14 protein-coding genes are annotated in these 17,553 nt (G+C 68.9%); all 14 read left to right on the top strand.

The window, feature by feature from the left end; translation table 11 throughout:
• The first annotated feature begins 156 nt into the window (after positions 1-156).
• Positions 157-1,140, top strand: coding sequence for a 16S rRNA (cytosine(1402)-N(4))-methyltransferase RsmH (gene rsmH, locus IBX22_RS31665; RefSeq protein ID WP_194819415.1), 984 nt, complete (start codon positions 157-159; stop codon positions 1,138-1,140).
• A complete protein-coding gene (locus tag IBX22_RS31670; RefSeq protein ID WP_228539797.1) occupies positions 1,137-1,940 on the top strand; it encodes a hypothetical protein in 804 nt (267 codons plus the stop codon). The genes rsmH and IBX22_RS31670 overlap by 4 nt, the downstream gene beginning before the upstream one ends.
• Entirely contained in the window at positions 1,937-3,850 is a 1,914-nt protein-coding gene (locus IBX22_RS31675; protein WP_194819416.1) for a penicillin-binding protein 2, read from the top strand. The genes IBX22_RS31670 and IBX22_RS31675 overlap by 4 nt, the downstream gene beginning before the upstream one ends.
• An 81-nt stretch (positions 3,851-3,931) precedes the next feature.
• Entirely contained in the window at positions 3,932-5,554 is a 1,623-nt protein-coding gene (locus tag IBX22_RS31680) for a UDP-N-acetylmuramoyl-L-alanyl-D-glutamate--2,6-diaminopimelate ligase (RefSeq protein WP_194819417.1), read from the top strand.
• Positions 5,551-7,068 carry a UDP-N-acetylmuramoyl-tripeptide--D-alanyl-D-alanine ligase gene (gene murF / locus IBX22_RS31685; protein WP_194819418.1) on the top strand — a complete coding sequence of 506 codons (1,518 nt, stop codon included), beginning with the start codon at positions 5,551-5,553 and terminating at the stop codon, positions 7,066-7,068. The genes IBX22_RS31680 and murF overlap by 4 nt, the downstream gene beginning before the upstream one ends.
• Positions 7,065-8,141, top strand: coding sequence for a phospho-N-acetylmuramoyl-pentapeptide-transferase (gene mraY / locus IBX22_RS31690; RefSeq protein ID WP_194819419.1), 1,077 nt, complete (start codon positions 7,065-7,067; stop codon positions 8,139-8,141). Before murF ends, mraY begins: the two co-directional genes overlap by 4 nt.
• A gap of 49 nt (positions 8,142-8,190) precedes the next feature.
• Positions 8,191-9,630 carry a UDP-N-acetylmuramoyl-L-alanine--D-glutamate ligase gene (gene murD, locus IBX22_RS31695; RefSeq protein WP_194819420.1) on the top strand — a complete coding sequence of 480 codons (1,440 nt, stop codon included), beginning with the start codon at positions 8,191-8,193 and terminating at the stop codon, positions 9,628-9,630.
• The gene (gene ftsW, locus IBX22_RS31700) at positions 9,627-11,081 is read left to right on the top strand and encodes a putative lipid II flippase FtsW (RefSeq protein WP_228539798.1); all 1,455 of its coding nucleotides are present in this window, start codon (positions 9,627-9,629) and stop codon (positions 11,079-11,081) included. Before murD ends, ftsW begins: the two co-directional genes overlap by 4 nt.
• Entirely contained in the window at positions 11,078-12,199 is a 1,122-nt protein-coding gene (gene murG / locus IBX22_RS31705) for an undecaprenyldiphospho-muramoylpentapeptide beta-N-acetylglucosaminyltransferase (protein ID WP_309234864.1), read from the top strand. The genes ftsW and murG overlap by 4 nt, the downstream gene beginning before the upstream one ends.
• Positions 12,200-12,243: 44 nt before the next feature.
• Complete coding sequence (gene murC / locus IBX22_RS31710) at positions 12,244-13,683, top strand: UDP-N-acetylmuramate--L-alanine ligase (RefSeq protein ID WP_228539933.1); 1,440 nt, start codon at positions 12,244-12,246, stop codon at positions 13,681-13,683.
• 4 nt (positions 13,684-13,687) lie between these two features.
• Positions 13,688-14,374 (top strand): FtsQ-type POTRA domain-containing protein, encoded by a 687-nt coding sequence (locus IBX22_RS31715; protein ID WP_309234865.1) that lies wholly within the window; start codon positions 13,688-13,690, stop codon positions 14,372-14,374.
• Between the two features lie 262 nt (positions 14,375-14,636).
• Positions 14,637-15,875 (top strand): cell division protein FtsZ, encoded by a 1,239-nt coding sequence (ftsZ, locus tag IBX22_RS31720; RefSeq protein ID WP_194819422.1) that lies wholly within the window; start codon positions 14,637-14,639, stop codon positions 15,873-15,875.
• A gap of 130 nt (positions 15,876-16,005) precedes the next feature.
• The gene (pgeF, locus tag IBX22_RS31725; protein ID WP_375540300.1) at positions 16,006-16,734 is read left to right on the top strand and encodes a peptidoglycan editing factor PgeF; all 729 of its coding nucleotides are present in this window, start codon (positions 16,006-16,008) and stop codon (positions 16,732-16,734) included.
• Entirely contained in the window at positions 16,731-17,486 is a 756-nt protein-coding gene (locus IBX22_RS31730; protein ID WP_309234866.1) for a YggS family pyridoxal phosphate-dependent enzyme, read from the top strand. Before pgeF ends, IBX22_RS31730 begins: the two co-directional genes overlap by 4 nt.
• Positions 17,487-17,553: the final 67 nt, after the last annotated feature.

The following is a 17,553-nucleotide window of genomic DNA, read 5'->3' on the forward strand; positions in this document are numbered from 1 at the left end:
TCTGCCCGGACACGGACCCTGACGTACTTCCCCGACGCCAGGTGCCAGTTCGGTCAGAGACCACGCGGCATTCGTTTTCGAAAAGCAGCTTTCTCAACCCACGCCGCCGAGCCGTAGGCGGTGCGCAACGATGCGAGGCAGATCCGGGAGGTCGAGGTGAACCCAGAACAGCCCGGCCCCCGCCATGTTCCGGTCCTGCTCAGACGCGCAGATGACTTACTCGGCCCAGCGTTGGCCGAACCCGGCGCCGTCTATATCGATGCCACGCTCGGATTGGGCGGGCACGCAGAGCATTTCCTGCGCACCTATCCCGAATCCCGCCTGGTCGGACTCGACCGGGACACCAACGCGCTGGAGCTCGCGGGTGCCCGGCTGAAGCCGTACGAGGACCGGATCACGCTGGTACACACCCGGTATGACGGCATTGCCGACGCCTTGAAGCAGGCCGGCCTGGACGCGACCGCCTCGGTGAGCGCGATCCTGATGGACCTCGGTGTCTCCTCGATGCAGCTGGACGAGGCCGATCGCGGCTTCGCTTACTCCGTGGACGCGCCGCTGGACATGCGGATGGATCCGACCGCCGGGCTCACCGCCGCCGACGTACTCAATACCTACAGCCACGGCGACATCGCGCGGGTGCTGAAAACCTATGGCGAGGAACGGTTCGCGGGCAAGATCGCCTCCGCGGTCCTCAAGCGCCGCGAACGGCAACCGTTCGAGACAAGCGCCGAGCTGGTCGAACTGCTGTACGCGACCATCCCCGCGGCGACGCGGCGGACCGGAGGACACCCCGCCAAGCGGACCTTCCAGGCTTTGCGCATCGAGGTGAACAGCGAGCTCGACTCGCTGCGCGCCGCGTTGCCGGCCGCGCTGAACTCGCTGCGGGTGGGTGGCCGCATCGTGATCATGTCGTATCAGTCGCTGGAAGACCGGGTCGTGAAACAGGAACTGGCGCCGCGCATCACCTCGCGCACGCCGGTCGACCTGCCGGTCGAACTGCCCGGGATGGGTCCGGAATTCCGGATGCTCACCCGGGGCGCGGAGAAGGCGACCGAGCAGGAGATCGAGGAGAACCCGCGGGCGGCTCCGGTACGAATGCGGGCCGCCGAGCGGATCCAAGAGACGGAGGGGAGAGCATGACAATCAAAGAACGTGTCGCACAGCCGGGTCGGGTCGCCCGGCGAGTGCAGGCCGCCGGACGGGCGAAATCCGATGCGGCGGAGAAGGCTTACGCCAAGCGCAAGCTGCGGGCCGAAACAAAGGAGCAGGCTTCGCCGAAGCTGCCGCGGCGGCGTAGCTCGGTCATGGCCACGCGGATTCCGTTCGTGGCGGCGATCATCGCGCTGCTCGGGTGTGGTCTCGCGCTCACCCTGCTGCTCACCACGCGCGCCGCCGAGGACAGCTACCAGCTCAGTGACGCGCGCTCGCACAATCGCAAGCTGTCCGAGGAACTGGCCGGCCTGCGGCGTGATGTGGAGGCCGCCGACTCGGCGCCCGAACTCGCCGCGCGCGCACGTGAACTCGGCATGATCCCGGCCAAGGATCCGGCCCGGCTGATCATCGAGCCGGACGGCACCATCTCGGTGATCGGTGACCCGACGCCCGCTCAGGGCGCGCCGGCGCCGCCGTTGAACACCCCGCCCGCTCAGCCCGCCCCGCAACCGCACGCGCAAGCGCACGGTGAGCAGCCTATTCCGGTGCAGCCGCCGCGTAAGCCCGGCGAGGCGAATACCGATCAGGCGCAAGGCGCCACGGCGCACACCGCCACGCCGAGCCCCGCTCCCGCGGCCCAGCAGGCCGCGCCGAGCCCGCAGTCGACGCCGAGCCCCGTGCCCTCGCCGATCGCGGCGCCGGTCGAAACCCCGCGACTGATCACGGAATCGCCGGTACCGCAGCCTGAGTCGGTACCCCTCGCAGCACCGCAGGAGGTCGCTCGGTGACTCAGACCAGGCCCGCGCCGCGTCAGCGCCGCGGGCCGCAGCCGCCCGGCGGCACGAGGCCACGTAAGGCGAGCACGGGGGGCAAGGACAATCCGGTGCGGCTGCGCATCGGGGTCGGCCGGATCGTCATGCTGATCGCGCTGGCTGTCGTGGCGCTGCAACTGCTGTGGGTCCAGAGCATCGCCGCGCCCGGGCTGTCCGCGCAGGCCGCAAGCCAGCGCACCGCCCGCGAGATCGACCACGCCACCCGCGGCACCATCACCGACCGCTTCGGCAACAAGCTGGCCTTCACCATCACCGCGAAGGCGCTGACCTTCCAGCCCGTGCAGGTGCGCAAGGAGCTGGAAGCGAAGAAGGCCAAGAGCGCTGGGTCGTCGAAAGACACGGCCCCCGATCCGGGCAAGCGCCTGGAAGAGATCGCCAAGACCATCCACGACAAGCTCGGCAAGCAGGCGCCCACGGTCGCCGCACTGCTGGAAAAGCTGCGTAGCGAAGAGACCTTCGTGTATCTGGCGCGCAATGTCGACGCCCGCGTCGCCAGCGAGATCACCGCGCAATACCCCGAGGTGGGCGCCGAACAGCAGTCGCTGCGGGAGTATCCCGGCGGCTCGCTGGCGGCCAATGTCATCGGCGCGACCGGCTGGGACGGGCACGGCCTGATCGGGCTGGAATCGTCGCTGGACGCGGTACTCGCCGGCACCGACGGCTCGCAGACGTATGACCGCGGCTCCGACGGCGCCGTCATCCCCGGCAGCTGGCGCGACAAGCAGCCCGCGGTGAACGGCAACAGCGTCGAGCTGACCCTGGACCAGGATCTGCAGTACTACGTGCAGCAGCAGGTGCAGCAGGCCCGCGAGATGTCCGGCGCGCAAGGCGCTTCCGCGGTCGTGCTGGACGCCAAGACCGGTCAGGTGCTGGCCATGGCCAACGACAGCACCTTCAATCCCGCACTGCGCCCGGAGACCTGGGACGCCGCCAAGAAGAGCAACCCCTCGGTGAGCGACCCGTTCGAACCCGGTTCGGTGAACAAGATCATCACCGCGGCCGCCGCCATCGAGTACGGGCTCACCGATCCCGATGAGGTGCTGCAGGTTCCGGGCTCGATCCGGATGGCCGGGGTCACCGTCGGCGACGCCTGGGAGCACGGCACCGTGCCCTATACCACCACCGGCATCTTCGGAAAGTCCTCCAACGTGGGCACGCTGATGCTGGCCCAGCGGGTCGGCGAGGACCGCTTCGCGGACATGGTGCACCGGTTCGGGCTGGGCCAGCGCACCGGCGTCGGCCTGCCCGGCGAGACGGCCGGCCTGGTGCCCTCGCGCGACCAGTGGTCCGGCGGCACCTTCGCCAACCTGCCCATCGGGCAGGGTCTTTCGATGTCCACGCTGCAGATGACGGGCATGTATCAGGCCATCGCCAATGACGGCCTGCGGATCCCGCCGCGCATGGTCAAGGCGACGGTGGCGCCGGACGAAACCCGCACCGAGGAGCCCGCTCCCGAGGGCGTGCGCGTGGTGAGCCCGCAGACCGCGGCCACCCTGCGCACCATGTTCCAAGCGGTGGTGCAGAAGGATCCGATGAGCGCCGAGCAGAACGGCACCGGCGCACCGGCCGCCATCGAGGGCTACCAGATCGCGGGCAAGACCGGTACCGCGCAGAAGATCGACCAGCGCTGCGGCTGCTATTCCAGCTCCAGCTACTGGATCACCTTCGCCGGTATCGCCCCCGCCGACAACCCGCGCTATGTGGTCGGCATGATGCTCGACAACCCGGTGCGCAGCTCCGACGGCGGCGGCGGGCAGTCCGCGGCGCCGCTGTTCCACAGCATCGCCTCCTGGGCGCTGCAGCGCGACCGCGTACCACCTTCGGCCGCACCGGCGAAGCGTTTCATCCTGCGCGCTGATGCCTGACCGCCCCAACACCGAGGCGCGTTGTTCGGTGGCGTGCGCGCGTCGGTAACCTGACTCGTCGCAATCCGTGCAAGATCCGAGATGTCCGAATCCGAGAGGAGCAAGGTGCCCGCGCAGTCCCTCCCGCCTGTATTGCGGCCGGCCGTCGCGCTGTCGACACCGCTGTCCGTTGTGCAGGAGCTGACCGGGGCCCGGCTGTCCGGCTCGGAGCCGGCGGATCTGGTGGTCACCGGCATCGAGCAGCGCTCGAACGCGGTGCGCCCAGGGGACCTGTTCGCAGGGTTACCCGGCTCGCAGGCGCACGGCGCGCGGTTCGCCCATGACGCGGTCGAGCGCGGCGCGGTCGCGGTGTTCACCGATGCGGCGGGTGCCGAACTGATCGGTGAGATCGACGTCCCGGTGCTGGTGCGCGAACAACCGCGCACGGTGCTCGGCGAGTTGTCGGCCGCCCTGTACGGCGATCCGTCGCAGCGTTTGCGCGTCATCGGGATCACCGGCACCTCCGGCAAGACCACGACGTCCTATCTGGTGGAGGCGGGCCTGGCGGCCGCCGGACTGTCCACCGCGCTGATCGGCACCATCGAGACCCGCATCGGCGGGCAGCGGGTGCCGAGCGCGCTGACCACGCCCGAGGCGCCGCAGTTGCACGCCATGTTCGCGCTGATGGTCGAGCAGGGCGTGGACGCGGTGGTGATGGAGGTGTCCAGTCACGCACTGGCGCTGGGCCGGGTCGACGGCGTCCGGTTCGCGGTGGGCGCGTTCACCAACCTGTCGCAGGACCACCTGGATTTCCACGCCGACTTCGAGGACTACTTCGCCGCGAAACGCCGGCTGTTCGAGCCGGATTCGCCGGTGGCCGCGGAGATCCCGGTGATCTGCATCGACGACGAGTGGGGGCGGCGCCTGTCCGCCGAGCTCGACGCGCCGATCACCGTATCGACGGGCGGCATCCAAATGGGTTCCACGGACTGGGGACTGGCCGGTGACATCGTCGCCCGCGGCGGCGAGCAGGAGTTCACCGCCGCCAACCGGCGCGGGAATTACCCGGTGCGCCTGCGGCTTCCAGGTCGTTACAACGTGGCCAACGGCCTGCTGGCCATTGCGGTATGCGCGGCCGCCGGTGTCGACCCCGCGGTGGCCGCGGCCGCACTCGGCACCGTCGACGTGCCGGGCCGGATGCAGCGCGTGGACGAGGGGCAGGATTTCCTGGCTGTCGTGGACTACGCGCACAAGCCCGCCGCGGTGGAGTCGGTCATCGCTACCCTGCGCGGTCACCTCGAATCCCTCGGTGCCAAAGGACGTTTGGCCGTCGTCGTCGGTGCGGGCGGCGATCGCGACGCCGGGAAACGCCCGCTGATGGGGGCGGCCGGGGCACGCGGCGCAGATCTGCTGATCATCACCGACGACAACCCGCGCAGCGAGGACCCCGCCGCCATCCGAGCGGCCATGCTCAGTGGCGCACAAGAGGTTCCGGCGGACGAACGTGGCGAGGTGTGCGAAATCGGGGACCGCGCAAAGGCGATCGCGGCCGCGGTCGAATGGGCCCGTCCCGGCGACGCGGTGCTGGTCGCGGGCAAGGGACATGAGGTCGGCCAGGAGATCAACGGCCAGAAGCATCCGTTCGACGACCGGGAGGTGCTCGCCGACGCGGTGCGCCACCGGCCGCAGAACGGAACAGACGCGGAGGACTTGACGGTTCGATGATCGAGATGACACTGCGGGAGATCGCTGACATCGTCGGCGGGACGCTGCACGATGTGCCCGATCCCGAGGCGCGGGTGACGGGTTCGGTGGAGTTCGATTCCCGCGCAATCGGTTCCGGTGACCTGTTCCTGGCCCTGCCGGGGGAGCGTTCGGACGGCCACGATTTCGCGGCCGCCGCCGTCGCGTCGGGCGCTGTCGCGGTGCTCGCCGCCCGGCCGGTCGGCGTGCCCGCGATCGTGGTGACCCCGGATTCCGATGCGGCGCGGTCGAGGTCGGTTGCGCTGACCGCGGATTCGGACGGCTCGGGCGCGGCGGTACTGAACGCGCTGGCCGCACTCGCCCGGGCGAGCGTCGAAAAGCTCACCGCCACCAGCGGACTCACCGTCGTCGGCGTCACCGGCTCGTCCGGGAAGACTTCGACCAAGGATCTGATCGCGGCGGTCCTGGCCCCGCTGGGCTCCGTGGTCGCACCGCCCGGATCGTTCAACAACGAACTGGGCCACCCGTGGACTGCCCTGCGCGCCGACGAGAACACCCGCTTCCTGGTGCTCGAAATGTCCGCCCGCGGTCCCGGCCACATCGCCGCCCTCGCGCGCGTCGCACCGCCGACCATCGGCGTCGTGCTCAATGTCGGTACCGCGCACCTGGGTGAGTTCGGCAGCCGCGAAGCCATCGCCCAGACCAAAGGCGAACTGGTGGAAGCACTTCCGGCCACGGGCGTCGCGATCCTGAACGCCGACGACCCGAACGTCGCCGCGATGGCGGCGCGCACCGTCGCCCCGGTGGTGACCGTCGGCCAATCCACCGGCGCCGGCATCCGCGCCACCGACATCCACATGGACGCCCAGGCGCGCGCGGGTTTCACCCTGCACGCCCCCCAGGGCAGCATCGCCATCCAGCTGGCCGTGCACGGCGAACACCAGGTGGGCAACGCCCTTTCGGCCGCCGCCGTCGCTTTGCACTGCGGCGCCGACCTGGAGACTGTCGCCGCCGCCCTCTCCGGCGCGCGTGCCGCCTCGGCCCGCCGCATGGACGTACAGACCACCGCGGACGGCATCACCGTCGTCAACGACTCCTACAACGCCAATCCGGATTCGGTGAAGGCGGCGCTCAAGGCCCTGGTCACCATGTCCAAGGCCGAGAAAACCGCACGTCGCAGCTGGGCGGTGCTCGGCGAAATGGGCGAACTGGGCCCGGAATCGGTGATCGAACACGACGCCATCGGCCGGCTCGCGGTGCGCCTGGATGTGGACCGGCTCATCGTGGTCGGCACCGGACGACCGTCCCGCGCGATGCATCAGGGAGCGGTGATGGAAGGCTCATGGGGCGAGGAGTCGATTCTCGTGCCCGACATCGGCGCGGCCATCGCGCTGCTCGACGAAGAAGTCGAAGCGGGCGATGTGGTGTTGGTCAAGGCTTCGAAGTCGGTCGGTCTCTGGGCCGTCGCCGAACACTTGATCAGCGCGGAACGTGCCAGCACACGCAGGGGTAGCACGGAGGCCAAACAGTCTTGAGGCAAATTCTATTCGCGGCGGCGATCGCGCTCGCGGTGTCGATCATGTTGACGCCCTTGCTGATCAAGATGTTCGCCAAGCAGGGCTTCGGCCAGGAGATCCGGGTCGACGGCCCGGCCAGCCATCAGGCCAAGCGCGGCACGCCCACGATGGGCGGTGTCGCCATCCTGATCGGCATGTGGGCCGGTTACCTCGGCTCGCACCTGATCGGCATCATGTACAACGCCGACGGCCCGTCCGCTTCGGCGCTGCTGGTGCTGGGCTTGGCCACCGCGCTCGGTGCGGTCGGCTTCGTCGACGATTTCATCAAGATCCGCAAGCAGCGCAACCTCGGGCTGACCGCGGCCGGCAAGTACATCGGCCAGCTCACCGCCGCCGTCGTATTCGGTGTGCTCGCACTGCAATTCCGCAACGACCACGGCATCACCCCGGCCAGCCGGCACCTGTCGTATGTGCGCGATATCGCGACCGTCTCGATGGGCGCGATCATCTTCCTGGTGTGGGTGTCGATCCTGGTCATCGCCTGGTCCAACGCGGTCAACCTGACCGACGGTCTGGACGGCCTGGCGGCGGGCTCGATGAGCCTGGTGCTGGGCGGTTACGTGATCATCACCTTCTGGCAGTACTACCACTCCTGCTCGTTCGAGGTGGAGCGTGGCTGCTACGACGTGCGCGACCCCTTGGACCTGGCGCTGGTCTGTGCTTCCGGCGCGGCCGCGTGTATCGGCTTCCTGTGGTGGAATGCCGCGCCCGCCAAGATCTTCATGGGTGACACCGGCTCCCTCGCGCTCGGCGGCATGCTGGCCGGTCTGTCCATCACCACCCGCACCGAGCTGCTGATGGTCGTCATCGGCGCGCTGTTCGTGGCCGAGGCGCTCTCGGTGGTGTTGCAGGTGGCGGTGTACCGCACCACGCGTAATCGATTGTTCAAGATGGCGCCCTTCCATCACCATTTCGAACTCAGTAAATGGGCCGAGACAACAGTGATCATCCGGTTCTGGTTGCTGGCCGCTATGGCCTCGGCGGTCGGGCTCGGCTTGTTCTACAGCGAATATCTCTCCAAGGTCGGGTGAAACAAGCGTGGTCGACCATTCTCCGCGGGCCCTGCGTTCACCGGGGCCTATGCTGGAATTCCTGCGTGGCCGTGACGTTCTCGTCGCGGGCTGGGGTGTTTCCGGACGTTCGCTGATCGAACCGCTGCGCGATATCGGCGCGCACCCGGTGGTCACCGACGGCGGCGCGAAAGCGCTCGCCGAGGCCGCCGAACTCGGGCTCGAAGTCGCCCCCAGCGCAGATCTGGAAAACACGGATCTGAGCCGGTTCGCACTCGTCATCACCAGCCCCGGCTGGCGGCCGGACTCGCCGGTGCTGGTCTCGGCGGTCACCGAGGGCATCCCGGTCTGGGGTGACGTGGAATTCGCCTGGTGGGTGGACCAGGCCCGGATCTACGGTCCGGCCCGCAAGTGGCTGGTGGTGACCGGCACCAACGGCAAGACCACCACCACCCAGATGACGCATTCCATCCTGCGCGCCGCCGGCATCGCCAGCGTGGCCTGCGGCAATATCGGCCTGCCCATCCTGGACGCGCTGCGCCGCAACCCGGGCCCGCAGGTGCTCGCGGTGGAACTGTCCTCGTTCCAGCTGCATTGGGCGCCGTCGGTCCGGCCCGAGGCCGGCGTGGTGCTGAATGTGGCCGAGGATCACCTGGATTGGCACGGCGGCCTGGACGCCTACGCCGCCGCGAAGGCCCGCGCGCTGTACGGCCGGGTCGGCGTGGTCGGCCTGGACGACGCGGTCGCGGCCGCGCTGGCCCGCAAGTCCAAGGCGCGCCGCACCGTCGGGTTCCGCATCGGCGTGCCCGCCGACGGGGAACTCGGCGTGGTCGACGGCAAGCTGCTGGATCGCGCCTTCACCAAGGCCGCGATCCTCGCCGAGGTCGGCGACATCAGCCCGCCCGGACCCGCCGGTGTCGCCGACGCGCTGGCCGCCGCCGCACTGACCCGCGCGATCGATGTGGCCCCGCAGTTCGTGCGCGAGGGCCTGATCGAGCACAAGGTGGGACCGCACCGCGCCGCGTTCGTGCGCGAAGTCGCGGGCGTCAACTTCATCGACGACTCCAAGGCCACCAATCCGCATGCGGCGCGGTCCTCGATTCTGGCGCACCCCCAAGTGGTTTGGGTCGCGGGCGGGCAGCTGAAGGGCGCGCACGTCGAGGATCTGATCGAGGAGGTCGCCGACCGGTTGGTCGGTGCGGTGCTGATCGGGTCCGACGCGCCGGTGATCGCCTCCGCGTTGGCGCGACACGCACCCGATGTCCCGGTCATCGAGGTGTGGGCGGGAGACGATGCACTGATGGACGAGTCGGTGCGGATGGACAAGGCCGACGCGGTTATGGCGCAAGCGGTTCGGGCGGCGGCCGGTATGGCCAATCCCGGAGATACCGTGCTCCTCGCCCCCGCGGCCGCGTCGCTGGACATGTTCGCCGACTACACCCATCGCGGCCGGAGTTTCGCGGAGGCCGTGAACACTTTGGAGGACGGGGATATCGGGCGGCAGCTATGACGACGATGGCGACCAAGCGCGTCCGCTGGGCCGGTGCCTGGCTGGCGCGTCCGCTCGCGTCGTTCCACCTGGTCGTCACCATCGCCACCCTGCTCACCGTGCTGGGCCTGGTCATGGTCCTCTCGGCCTCCTCCGTCGAGGCCTACGCAAACGACCGGTCCGCGTATGGGCTGTTCATCCAGCAGGCCATGTTCGCCTCGATCGGCTGCGGACTGTTCTATCTGGCGCTGCGGCTGCCGCTGAAACGCCTGCGGCAGTGGTCGTTTCCGATGTTCGCGCTGTCGGTGCTCGCGCTGGCGCTGGTGCTGGTCCCCGGTATCGGCTCGGAGGTGCAGGGCGCGCGGCGCTGGTTCGTGCTCGGCCCGATCTCGATACAGCCCTCGGAGATCGTCAAGGTGACGCTGGTGGTGTGGGGTGCGCATCTGCTCGCCTCGCGGCGCTCGGAGCGGGCGGGCCTGAAAGACATTCTGGTGCCGCTGGTTCCGGCCGGTCTGCTGGTTTGTCTGCTGGTCGTGTTGCAGCCCAACCTGTCGACCACCATCGCGCTCGGCGTGGTGCTGGCCGCGCTGCTGTGGTTCGGCGGGCTGCCGGTGCGGTTGTTCATCACCATCGCCATCTCCGGTGTGATCGCGGCGGGCGTGCTGGCGGTATCGGCCGGTTACCGGTCCGACCGAGTGCGGTCGTTCTTCAATCCGGGCGCCGACCCGCTGGGCGCCAACTACCAGGCGCGCCAAGCGCAGTACTCGCTGGCAGACGGCGGAATCTGGGGCCGCGGCCTGGGCCAGAGCCGCGCCAAGTGGAGTTATCTGCCGAACTCGCACAACGACTTCATCTTCGCCATCATCGGCGAGGAACTCGGCTTCCTCGGCTGCGCACTGGTACTCGGACTGTTCGCGCTGTTCGTCTACACCGGCCTGCGCATCGCCGCCCGCTCGGCCGACCCGTTCCTGCGGCTGCTCACCGCCACCGCGACCACCTGGATCACCGCGCAGGCACTGATCAATATCGGGTACGTGGTGGGGTTGCTGCCGGTGACCGGTCTGCAGCTGCCGCTGGTCTCGGCGGGTGGCTCGTCGCTGGCGATCACCCTGTTCATGTTCGGCATCATCGCCAACGCGGCCCGGCACGAACCCGAGGCGGTCGCCGCGCTGCACGGCGGTGCGGACGGACGGTTCAGCCGGCTGCTGCGCCTGCCCAAGCCCGAGGTGTACTCGCCCGCCAAGGCCGCCTCCTCGGCCCGGGCCCGCAACGCCGCCAAAGCCAAAGGCCAGCCGCAGCAACGCAAACGCCCCCCGCCCCAACCTCAGCGCGGCCGGCAGCAACAGCCGCCGGCGCGCCGTCCGCAACCGGGTGCCGCACCCCGGCGCGGCACCAGCTCCCTGCGCTCCACCCGGGCCTGGGAACCGAACTATCCGATGCCCCACGCGAGAGAACGAGGTAGAGACAGGTGAGCGCCATTTCGGTGATCGTGGCCGGCGGTGGCACCGCGGGACATATCGAACCGGCGCTCGCCGTCGCCGACGCGCTGCGGCGACTCGACGAGTCGATCCGCGTGACCGCCCTCGGTACCGAGCGCGGCCTGGAGAAGGACCTGGTGCCCGCCCGCGGGTATCCGCTCGAACTAATCCCGCCGGTGCCGTTGCCGCGCAAGCTCTCCGCCGACCTGCTGCGTCTGCCCGGACGGGTACGCGCGTCCGTCAACGCGACCCGTGCCGTGATCGACAAGGTCGACGCCGACGTCATCGTCGGTTTCGGCGGTTACGTCGCACTGCCCGCGTATCTGGCCGCTCGCGGCGGCCTGCTCGGGCGCAGGCGCGCAGTGCCGGTCGTGGTGCACGAGGCCAACGCCAAGGCGGGTATCGCGAACAAGGTCGGCGCCCGGTTCGCGACCAGAGTGCTTGCCGCCGTCCCGGATTCGGGACTGGCCGGTGCCGAGGTCGTCGGAATCCCCGTGCGCGCCGCCATAACCACCCTCGACCGGACCGCGTTGCGTGCCGAGGCACGCGCGCATTTCGGCCTGCCCACAGAGGGACCGGTGCTGCTCGTGTTCGGCGGTTCGCAGGGCGCGCGCACATTGAACGAGGGCGTGTCCGGGGCGGCGCGGGAATTGACCGCCGCCGGAATCTCGGTCCTGCACGCGCACGGCCCGAAGAACACCCTGACCCTCGCGGACAGCAACGGTTCGGCCGCGCGCTATGTCGCGGTGCCGTATCTGTCCCGGATGGATCTGGCCTACGCCGCCGCCGACGCGGTGGTATGCCGCTCCGGCGCGATGACCGTCGCCGAGGTGTCCGCGGTCGGACTGCCCGCCGTCTACGTGCCGCTGCCGCACGGCAACGGTGAACAGGAACTCAACGCACGACCGGTGGTGGCGCAGGGTGGTGGCAGAATTGTCGCCGACCAGGACTTGACCCCGGGCTATGTGATCAACGAGGTGATACCGCTGCTGCGCGATCCCGCGCGGCTGACCGAGATGGGCCGCGCCGCGGCGGGCGCGGGACACCGCGACGCCGCCGACGAGGTGGCGCGCATCGTAGCGGCGATCGGACGAGAGAGGCGCGCACAGTGAGTAACGAGCGATCGGCTCTCCCACCCGCGCTGCAGCGGGTGCATATGGTCGGCATCGGTGGTGCCGGCATGTCCGGCATCGCCCGGATCCTGCTGTCCCGGGGCGGTGAGGTGTCGGGTTCGGACGCCAAGGAGAGCCGCGGGGTGCTCGCGCTGCGGGCCCGCGGCGCGCAGGTGCGCATCGGCCACGACGCCAGCGCCCTGGATCTGCTGCCCGGCGGCCCCACCGTGGTGGTCACCACCTACGCGGCCATCCCCAAGACCAATCCCGAACTGATGGAAGCCAACCGGCGCGACATCCCGGTGCTGCTGCGCCCGGCCGTGCTGGCCTCGCTCATGCAGGGGCACCGCACGCTGCTGGTCTCGGGCACGCACGGCAAGACCTCGACCACCTCGATGCTCATCGTCGCGCTGCAGCACTGCGGGTTCGACCCGTCCTTCGCGGTCGGCGGCGAACTCAACGAGGCCGGCACCAACGCCCACCACGGCACCGGCGACAGCTTCGTCGCCGAGGCCGACGAGAGCGACGGCTCGCTGCTGCAGTACTCCCCGGATGTCGCGGTGGTCACCAATATCGAGGCCGACCACCTGGATTTCTTCGGCACGCCCGAGGCCTACGCCCAGGTGTTCGACGACTTCAGCGACCGGATCGCCGACGGCGGCCTGCTGGTGGTGTGCCTGGACGATCCCGGTTCGCGGGAGCTGGCCGCCCGGGTCAGCGACAAGCTCGCCGCCAAAGGCGTGCGGGTACTGGGTTACGGCTCCGGCGAACTGGAGGACGCGCCCGTCCCCGTCGGCGTGCGCCTGCACCACTGGGAGCCGCGCGATGTCGGCGGCGTCGCCCAGTTCCAGCTGTCCGACGAGGCCGCGCCGCGCACCCTGCGCCTGTCGGTGCCCGGTCGCCACATGGCCCTCAACGCGCTGGCCGCACTGCTGGCCGCCAAGGCCACCGGCGCGGATATCGACGAGATCATCCAGGGGCTGGAGGGTTTCGGGGGTGTGCACCGCCGGTTCCAGTTCGTGGGCCGGGAGAACGGTGTCCGCGTCTTCGACGACTACGCCCATCACCCCACCGAGGTGCGTGCGGTGCTCGGCGCCGCCGCCGAACTGGTGCAGCAGGAGGCCCGTGATGGCGCCCGCTCGCGGCAGGGCCGGGTCATCGTGGTCTTCCAGCCGCATCTCTACAGCCGGACCGCGACCTTCGCGACCGAGTTCGGCGCCGCGCTGAGCCTGGCCGACGAGGTGGTCGTGCTCGATGTCTTCGGTGCGCGTGAGGAGCCGCTCCCCGGAGTGAACGGCGCGCTGGTCGCCCAGGCCGTGACCAAACCGGTGCACTACCAGCCGGATATCTCCCGGGTGGGCCGGCAGGCCGCCGGGCTGGCACTTCCCGGCGACGTGGTGATCACCATGGGCGCGGGCGATGTGACGATGCTCGGCAGCCAGATCCTCGACGGCTTGCGTGCGCGTCCGCCGTACGGGCGGTGAGCCGGTGCGACCCGGTCTTGCGCGGTGGCGGCTGGATCGCCGGCTCTGGTTGTTCAGTTTGCTGGGCGTGTGCGTTCTCGCCGCTGTGATGGTGCTGGCCTGGTTCACGCCCACGTTATCGGTGCGGACCGTGCGGATCGAGGGGCTCACCGCGGTGTCCGAGCAGGCGGTGCGCGAGCAGCTGCAGATCCCGGAGGGACGCTCCATGCTGCGCATGGACACCACCGCCATGGCGCGGCGCGTCGCGGGGATTCCGAAGGTGCACACCGCCCGGGTGCAGCGCATGTTTCCGTCCACGATCAAAGTCACGGTGTCCGAACGCGTCCCGGTGCTGTACTTCGACGGCCCTGACGGCGCGCACCTGGTGGACGGCGAGGGCATCGAATTCGCCGTCGAACCCACACCGATCGGTGTGCCCAAACTGCTCACCGAGCGTCCCGGCGGCAGCGACCCGGTGACCGTCGCCGCGGTCGGTGTCCTGCGGGTTCTGCCTCCGGCGCTGGTCGTTCAGGTGGGTGAGGTTGTCGCACGGTCGATTTCGGATATCTCCCTGAACCTGACCGATGGACGCACGGTAGTGTGGGGCGGAGCGAACGACGCCGAACGTAAGGCGCAGGTCGTGTTGCCACTGCTGACCCGCGAGGGCACGGTGTTCGACGTTTCGAGTCCTAATCTGGTCACGGTAAAGTGAGCGACACCTATTGCGCCCAGCGATCTTTCAGAAAGGTCGGGTTCAGGGGGCAATCGTCCACGATATGACGTGTGGCGCGGCAAGGCGAGCGGGATCAACCAAGATTCTGGTACTCACCTCGGCGCGCCTGCGAGCGTATCGCGGCGGCTGCGAATAGCGTTCCGCAGCAGTCGGATACTTGACATAACGCCAACCCTATGGTTGAGGTTCAGGGTTTGCCCGTCCGCAACGACGGCTTTAGATCGAAGGAAGGCGAGAGCCCATGACGCCCCCGCACAACTACCTTGCTGTGATCAAGGTCGTCGGAATCGGCGGCGGCGGCGTGAATGCCGTCAACCGGATGATCGAACAGGGACTCAAGGGAGTCGAGTTCATCGCGGTCAACACCGACGCGCAGGCGCTGCTGATGAGTGACGCCGACGTCAAGCTCGACGTCGGCCGTGAGCTCACCCGCGGCCTCGGCGCCGGTGCCGACCCCGAGGTCGGCCGCAAGGCCGCCGAAGACCACAAAGACGAGATCGAAGAGGTGCTCAAGGGCGCCGACATGGTCTTCGTCACCGCCGGTGAGGGCGGTGGCACCGGTACCGGTGGCGCGCCCGTGGTGGCCAGCATCGCCCGCAAGCTGGGCGCGCTCACCATCGGCGTTGTCACCCGGCCGTTCTCGTTCGAGGGCAAGCGCCGCGGCAACCAGGCCGAGGTCGGCATCAACCTGCTGCGCGAGTCCTGCGACACGCTCATCGTCATCCCGAACGACCGGCTGCTCCAGCTGGGCGACGCGGCGGTGAGCCTGATGGACGCGTTCCGCTCCGCGGACGAGGTGCTGCTCAACGGTGTTCAGGGCATTACCGACCTGATCACCACCCCGGGCCTGATCAACGTCGACTTCGCGGACGTGAAGTCCGTGATGTCCGGCGCCGGCAGCGCTCTGATGGGCATCGGCTCCGCCCGTGGCGAGGGCCGTTCGGTGAAGGCCGCCGAGTCGGCGATAAATTCGCCACTGCTCGAGGCCTCCATGGACGGCGCGCACGGCGTGCTGCTCTCGATCGCGGGCGGCTCCGATCTAGGCCTGTTCGAGATCAACGAGGCCGCCTCGCTGGTGCAGGAAGCCGCGCACATCGAGGCCAACATTATCTTCGGCACGGTGATCGACGATTCCCTCGGCGACGAGGTCCGTGTCACGGTCATCGCCGCCGGTTTCGACGGCGGCGGCCCGGCCCGGCGCAGCTTCGAGAACACCCGCAGCACCGCCATCGGCGCCGCGCGCGCCGGAGAGATCGGCTCGTCGCGGACCAGCAGCGAGCCCGCGGTGACTGCACGGACCGAATCCCCTGCGGCTACGCCGAGTACGCCGACGCGAGGCCCGGTCCCGAGCTATGCGGAGAGTGAGCGGGCGCGCCTCGCCGAACCCACGGTGACGCACAACCCGCGCGCACACATCCAGCCCCCCGACGCCGACGACGATGACGACGACGTCGATGTGCCTTCCTTCATGAGGCGATAACTCGATCTCAGTCACACAGCGGACCATCCAAAGCTCTTGGATGGTCCGCTGTTTTGTGTCTGGGTGATGGTGGTCTCGGGCGGTGCGCGGCATTCGTCGGGGCCTGTGCTGGGCTACTACGCTCGGCGGTATGACTGTTGCGCCGACTATGACTGTCCGACGGGTGACTACGACGAGGACAGGTGGGTTTTCGGCGCCGCCGTACGACACGTTCAATCTCGGGGATCATGTCGGTGATGAACCTAGTGCGGTGCGGCGTAATCGGGAGCGGCTGGCCGAAGGTATTGGGCTGACGCCGGATCGGATGGTGTGGATGGAGCAGATCCACGGACGCAATGTCGAGATCGTCGACGGGCCGCGGGCCGAAGCGGTGCCCGCCACCGACGCGATTGTCACTACCGTGCCGAATCTCGCGCTGGTTACCCTCAGCGCCGACTGTGTGCCGATCCTGCTGTCCGATGACGAAGCCGGCGTGATCGCGGCGGTGCATGCCGGGCGGATCGGTGCCCGGATCGGCATTGTGCCGAAGGTGCTCGAGGCGATGGTGTCCGTGGGTGCACGGGTGGACCGGATCGGTGCGTTTCTCGGGCCGGCCGCTTCCGGCCGCCAGTATGAGGTTCCGGCCGCGATGCGCGCCGATGTGGAGAAGCATCTGCCCGGCAGTGCCGCGACGACCGTGCGCGGTACGCCGTCGCTGGATCTGCGCGCCGGTATTCGCAGGCAGCTCACCGAGGCCGGAATCGGTGCGGTTGCGATGGATCCGCGCTGCACCATCGAGGACAAGACCTTGTTCAGCCATCGGCGGGGGGCTCCGACCGGACGGATCGCCGGGGTGATCTGGATGGAGACTCCTGCGTGAACACCGAAACGCGGCTCGACGCTCGTAGTGCGGAGCTGTCGGCGAACCTGTCCACCTTGACGGCGCGCATCGATGCGGCCTGCCAGGCCGCCGGGCGGGCGGCCGGGTCGGTGCGTCTGCTGCCCGTGACGAAATTCTTCCCGGCCTCGGATGTGGAAATCCTCTACCGGCTGGGCCGTCGCGAGTTCGGTGAATCCCGGGAGCAGGAGGCAACCGCAAAAGTTGCGGCGCTGCCGGAGCTCTTGGGTGAGCGAGACCTCAGCGACGTGCAGTGGCACATGATCGGGCGGCTGCAGCGCAACAAAACGCGGGTTGTCGCGCGCTGGGCACACACCGTGCACTCGGTGGACAGCGAACGGCTGGCAATGGCTCTTGACAAAGCGGCACGCGACGCGCTGGAGGCGGGGGAGCGAGACACGCCGGTGCGGGTACTTCTGCAGGTCAGCCTGGATGAAGACCCGTCCCGCGGCGGCCTCCCGCCGGCCGAACTCGAGACCCTCGCCGACCTGATCGCGGAATCGGAAGGACTGCAGCTAGGGGGCCTGATGGCGATTCCACCACTGCAAGCCGACACCGATAGCGCGTTTGCACGACTTGCGACCTTGCACACCCTGCTGCTGACCCGACACCCCGGTGCGACCGAACTTTCTGCCGGAATGTCCTCGGATTTGGAAGTCGCAGTCGAACACGGTTCGACTTGCGTGCGTGTCGGTACCGCCTTGATGGGCGCTCGACCGATAACCTCGGCGTAGCAAAGAAACCTCATCAGTCACATTCGACACATATGCTTGGGACGGAAGAGGGCTGAGCAAAACTTCA

The organism is Nocardia sp. XZ_19_385 (assembly GCF_015355755.1).
Classification (GTDB): domain Bacteria; phylum Actinomycetota; class Actinomycetes; order Mycobacteriales; family Mycobacteriaceae; genus Nocardia.

Bases quoted from the DNA above. Each gene is read 5' to 3' on its own strand.
- IBX22_RS31670 (WP_228539797.1), top strand. From the start codon at position 1,137: ATGACAATCAAAGAACGTGTCGCACAGCCGGGTCGGGTCGCCCGGCGA.
- IBX22_RS31680 (WP_194819417.1), top strand. From the start codon at position 3,932: ATGTCCGAATCCGAGAGGAGCAAGGTGCCCGCGCAGTCCCTCCCGCCT.
- murF (WP_194819418.1), top strand. From the start codon at position 5,551: ATGATCGAGATGACACTGCGGGAGATCGCTGACATCGTCGGCGGGACG.
- murD (WP_194819420.1), top strand. From the start codon at position 8,191: ATGCTGGAATTCCTGCGTGGCCGTGACGTTCTCGTCGCGGGCTGGGGT.
- ftsW (WP_228539798.1), top strand. From the start codon at position 9,627: ATGACGACGATGGCGACCAAGCGCGTCCGCTGGGCCGGTGCCTGGCTG.
- murC (WP_228539933.1), top strand. From the start codon at position 12,244: ATGGTCGGCATCGGTGGTGCCGGCATGTCCGGCATCGCCCGGATCCTG.
- ftsZ (WP_194819422.1), top strand. From the start codon at position 14,637: ATGACGCCCCCGCACAACTACCTTGCTGTGATCAAGGTCGTCGGAATC.
- pgeF (WP_375540300.1), top strand. From the start codon at position 16,006: ATGACTGTTGCGCCGACTATGACTGTCCGACGGGTGACTACGACGAGG.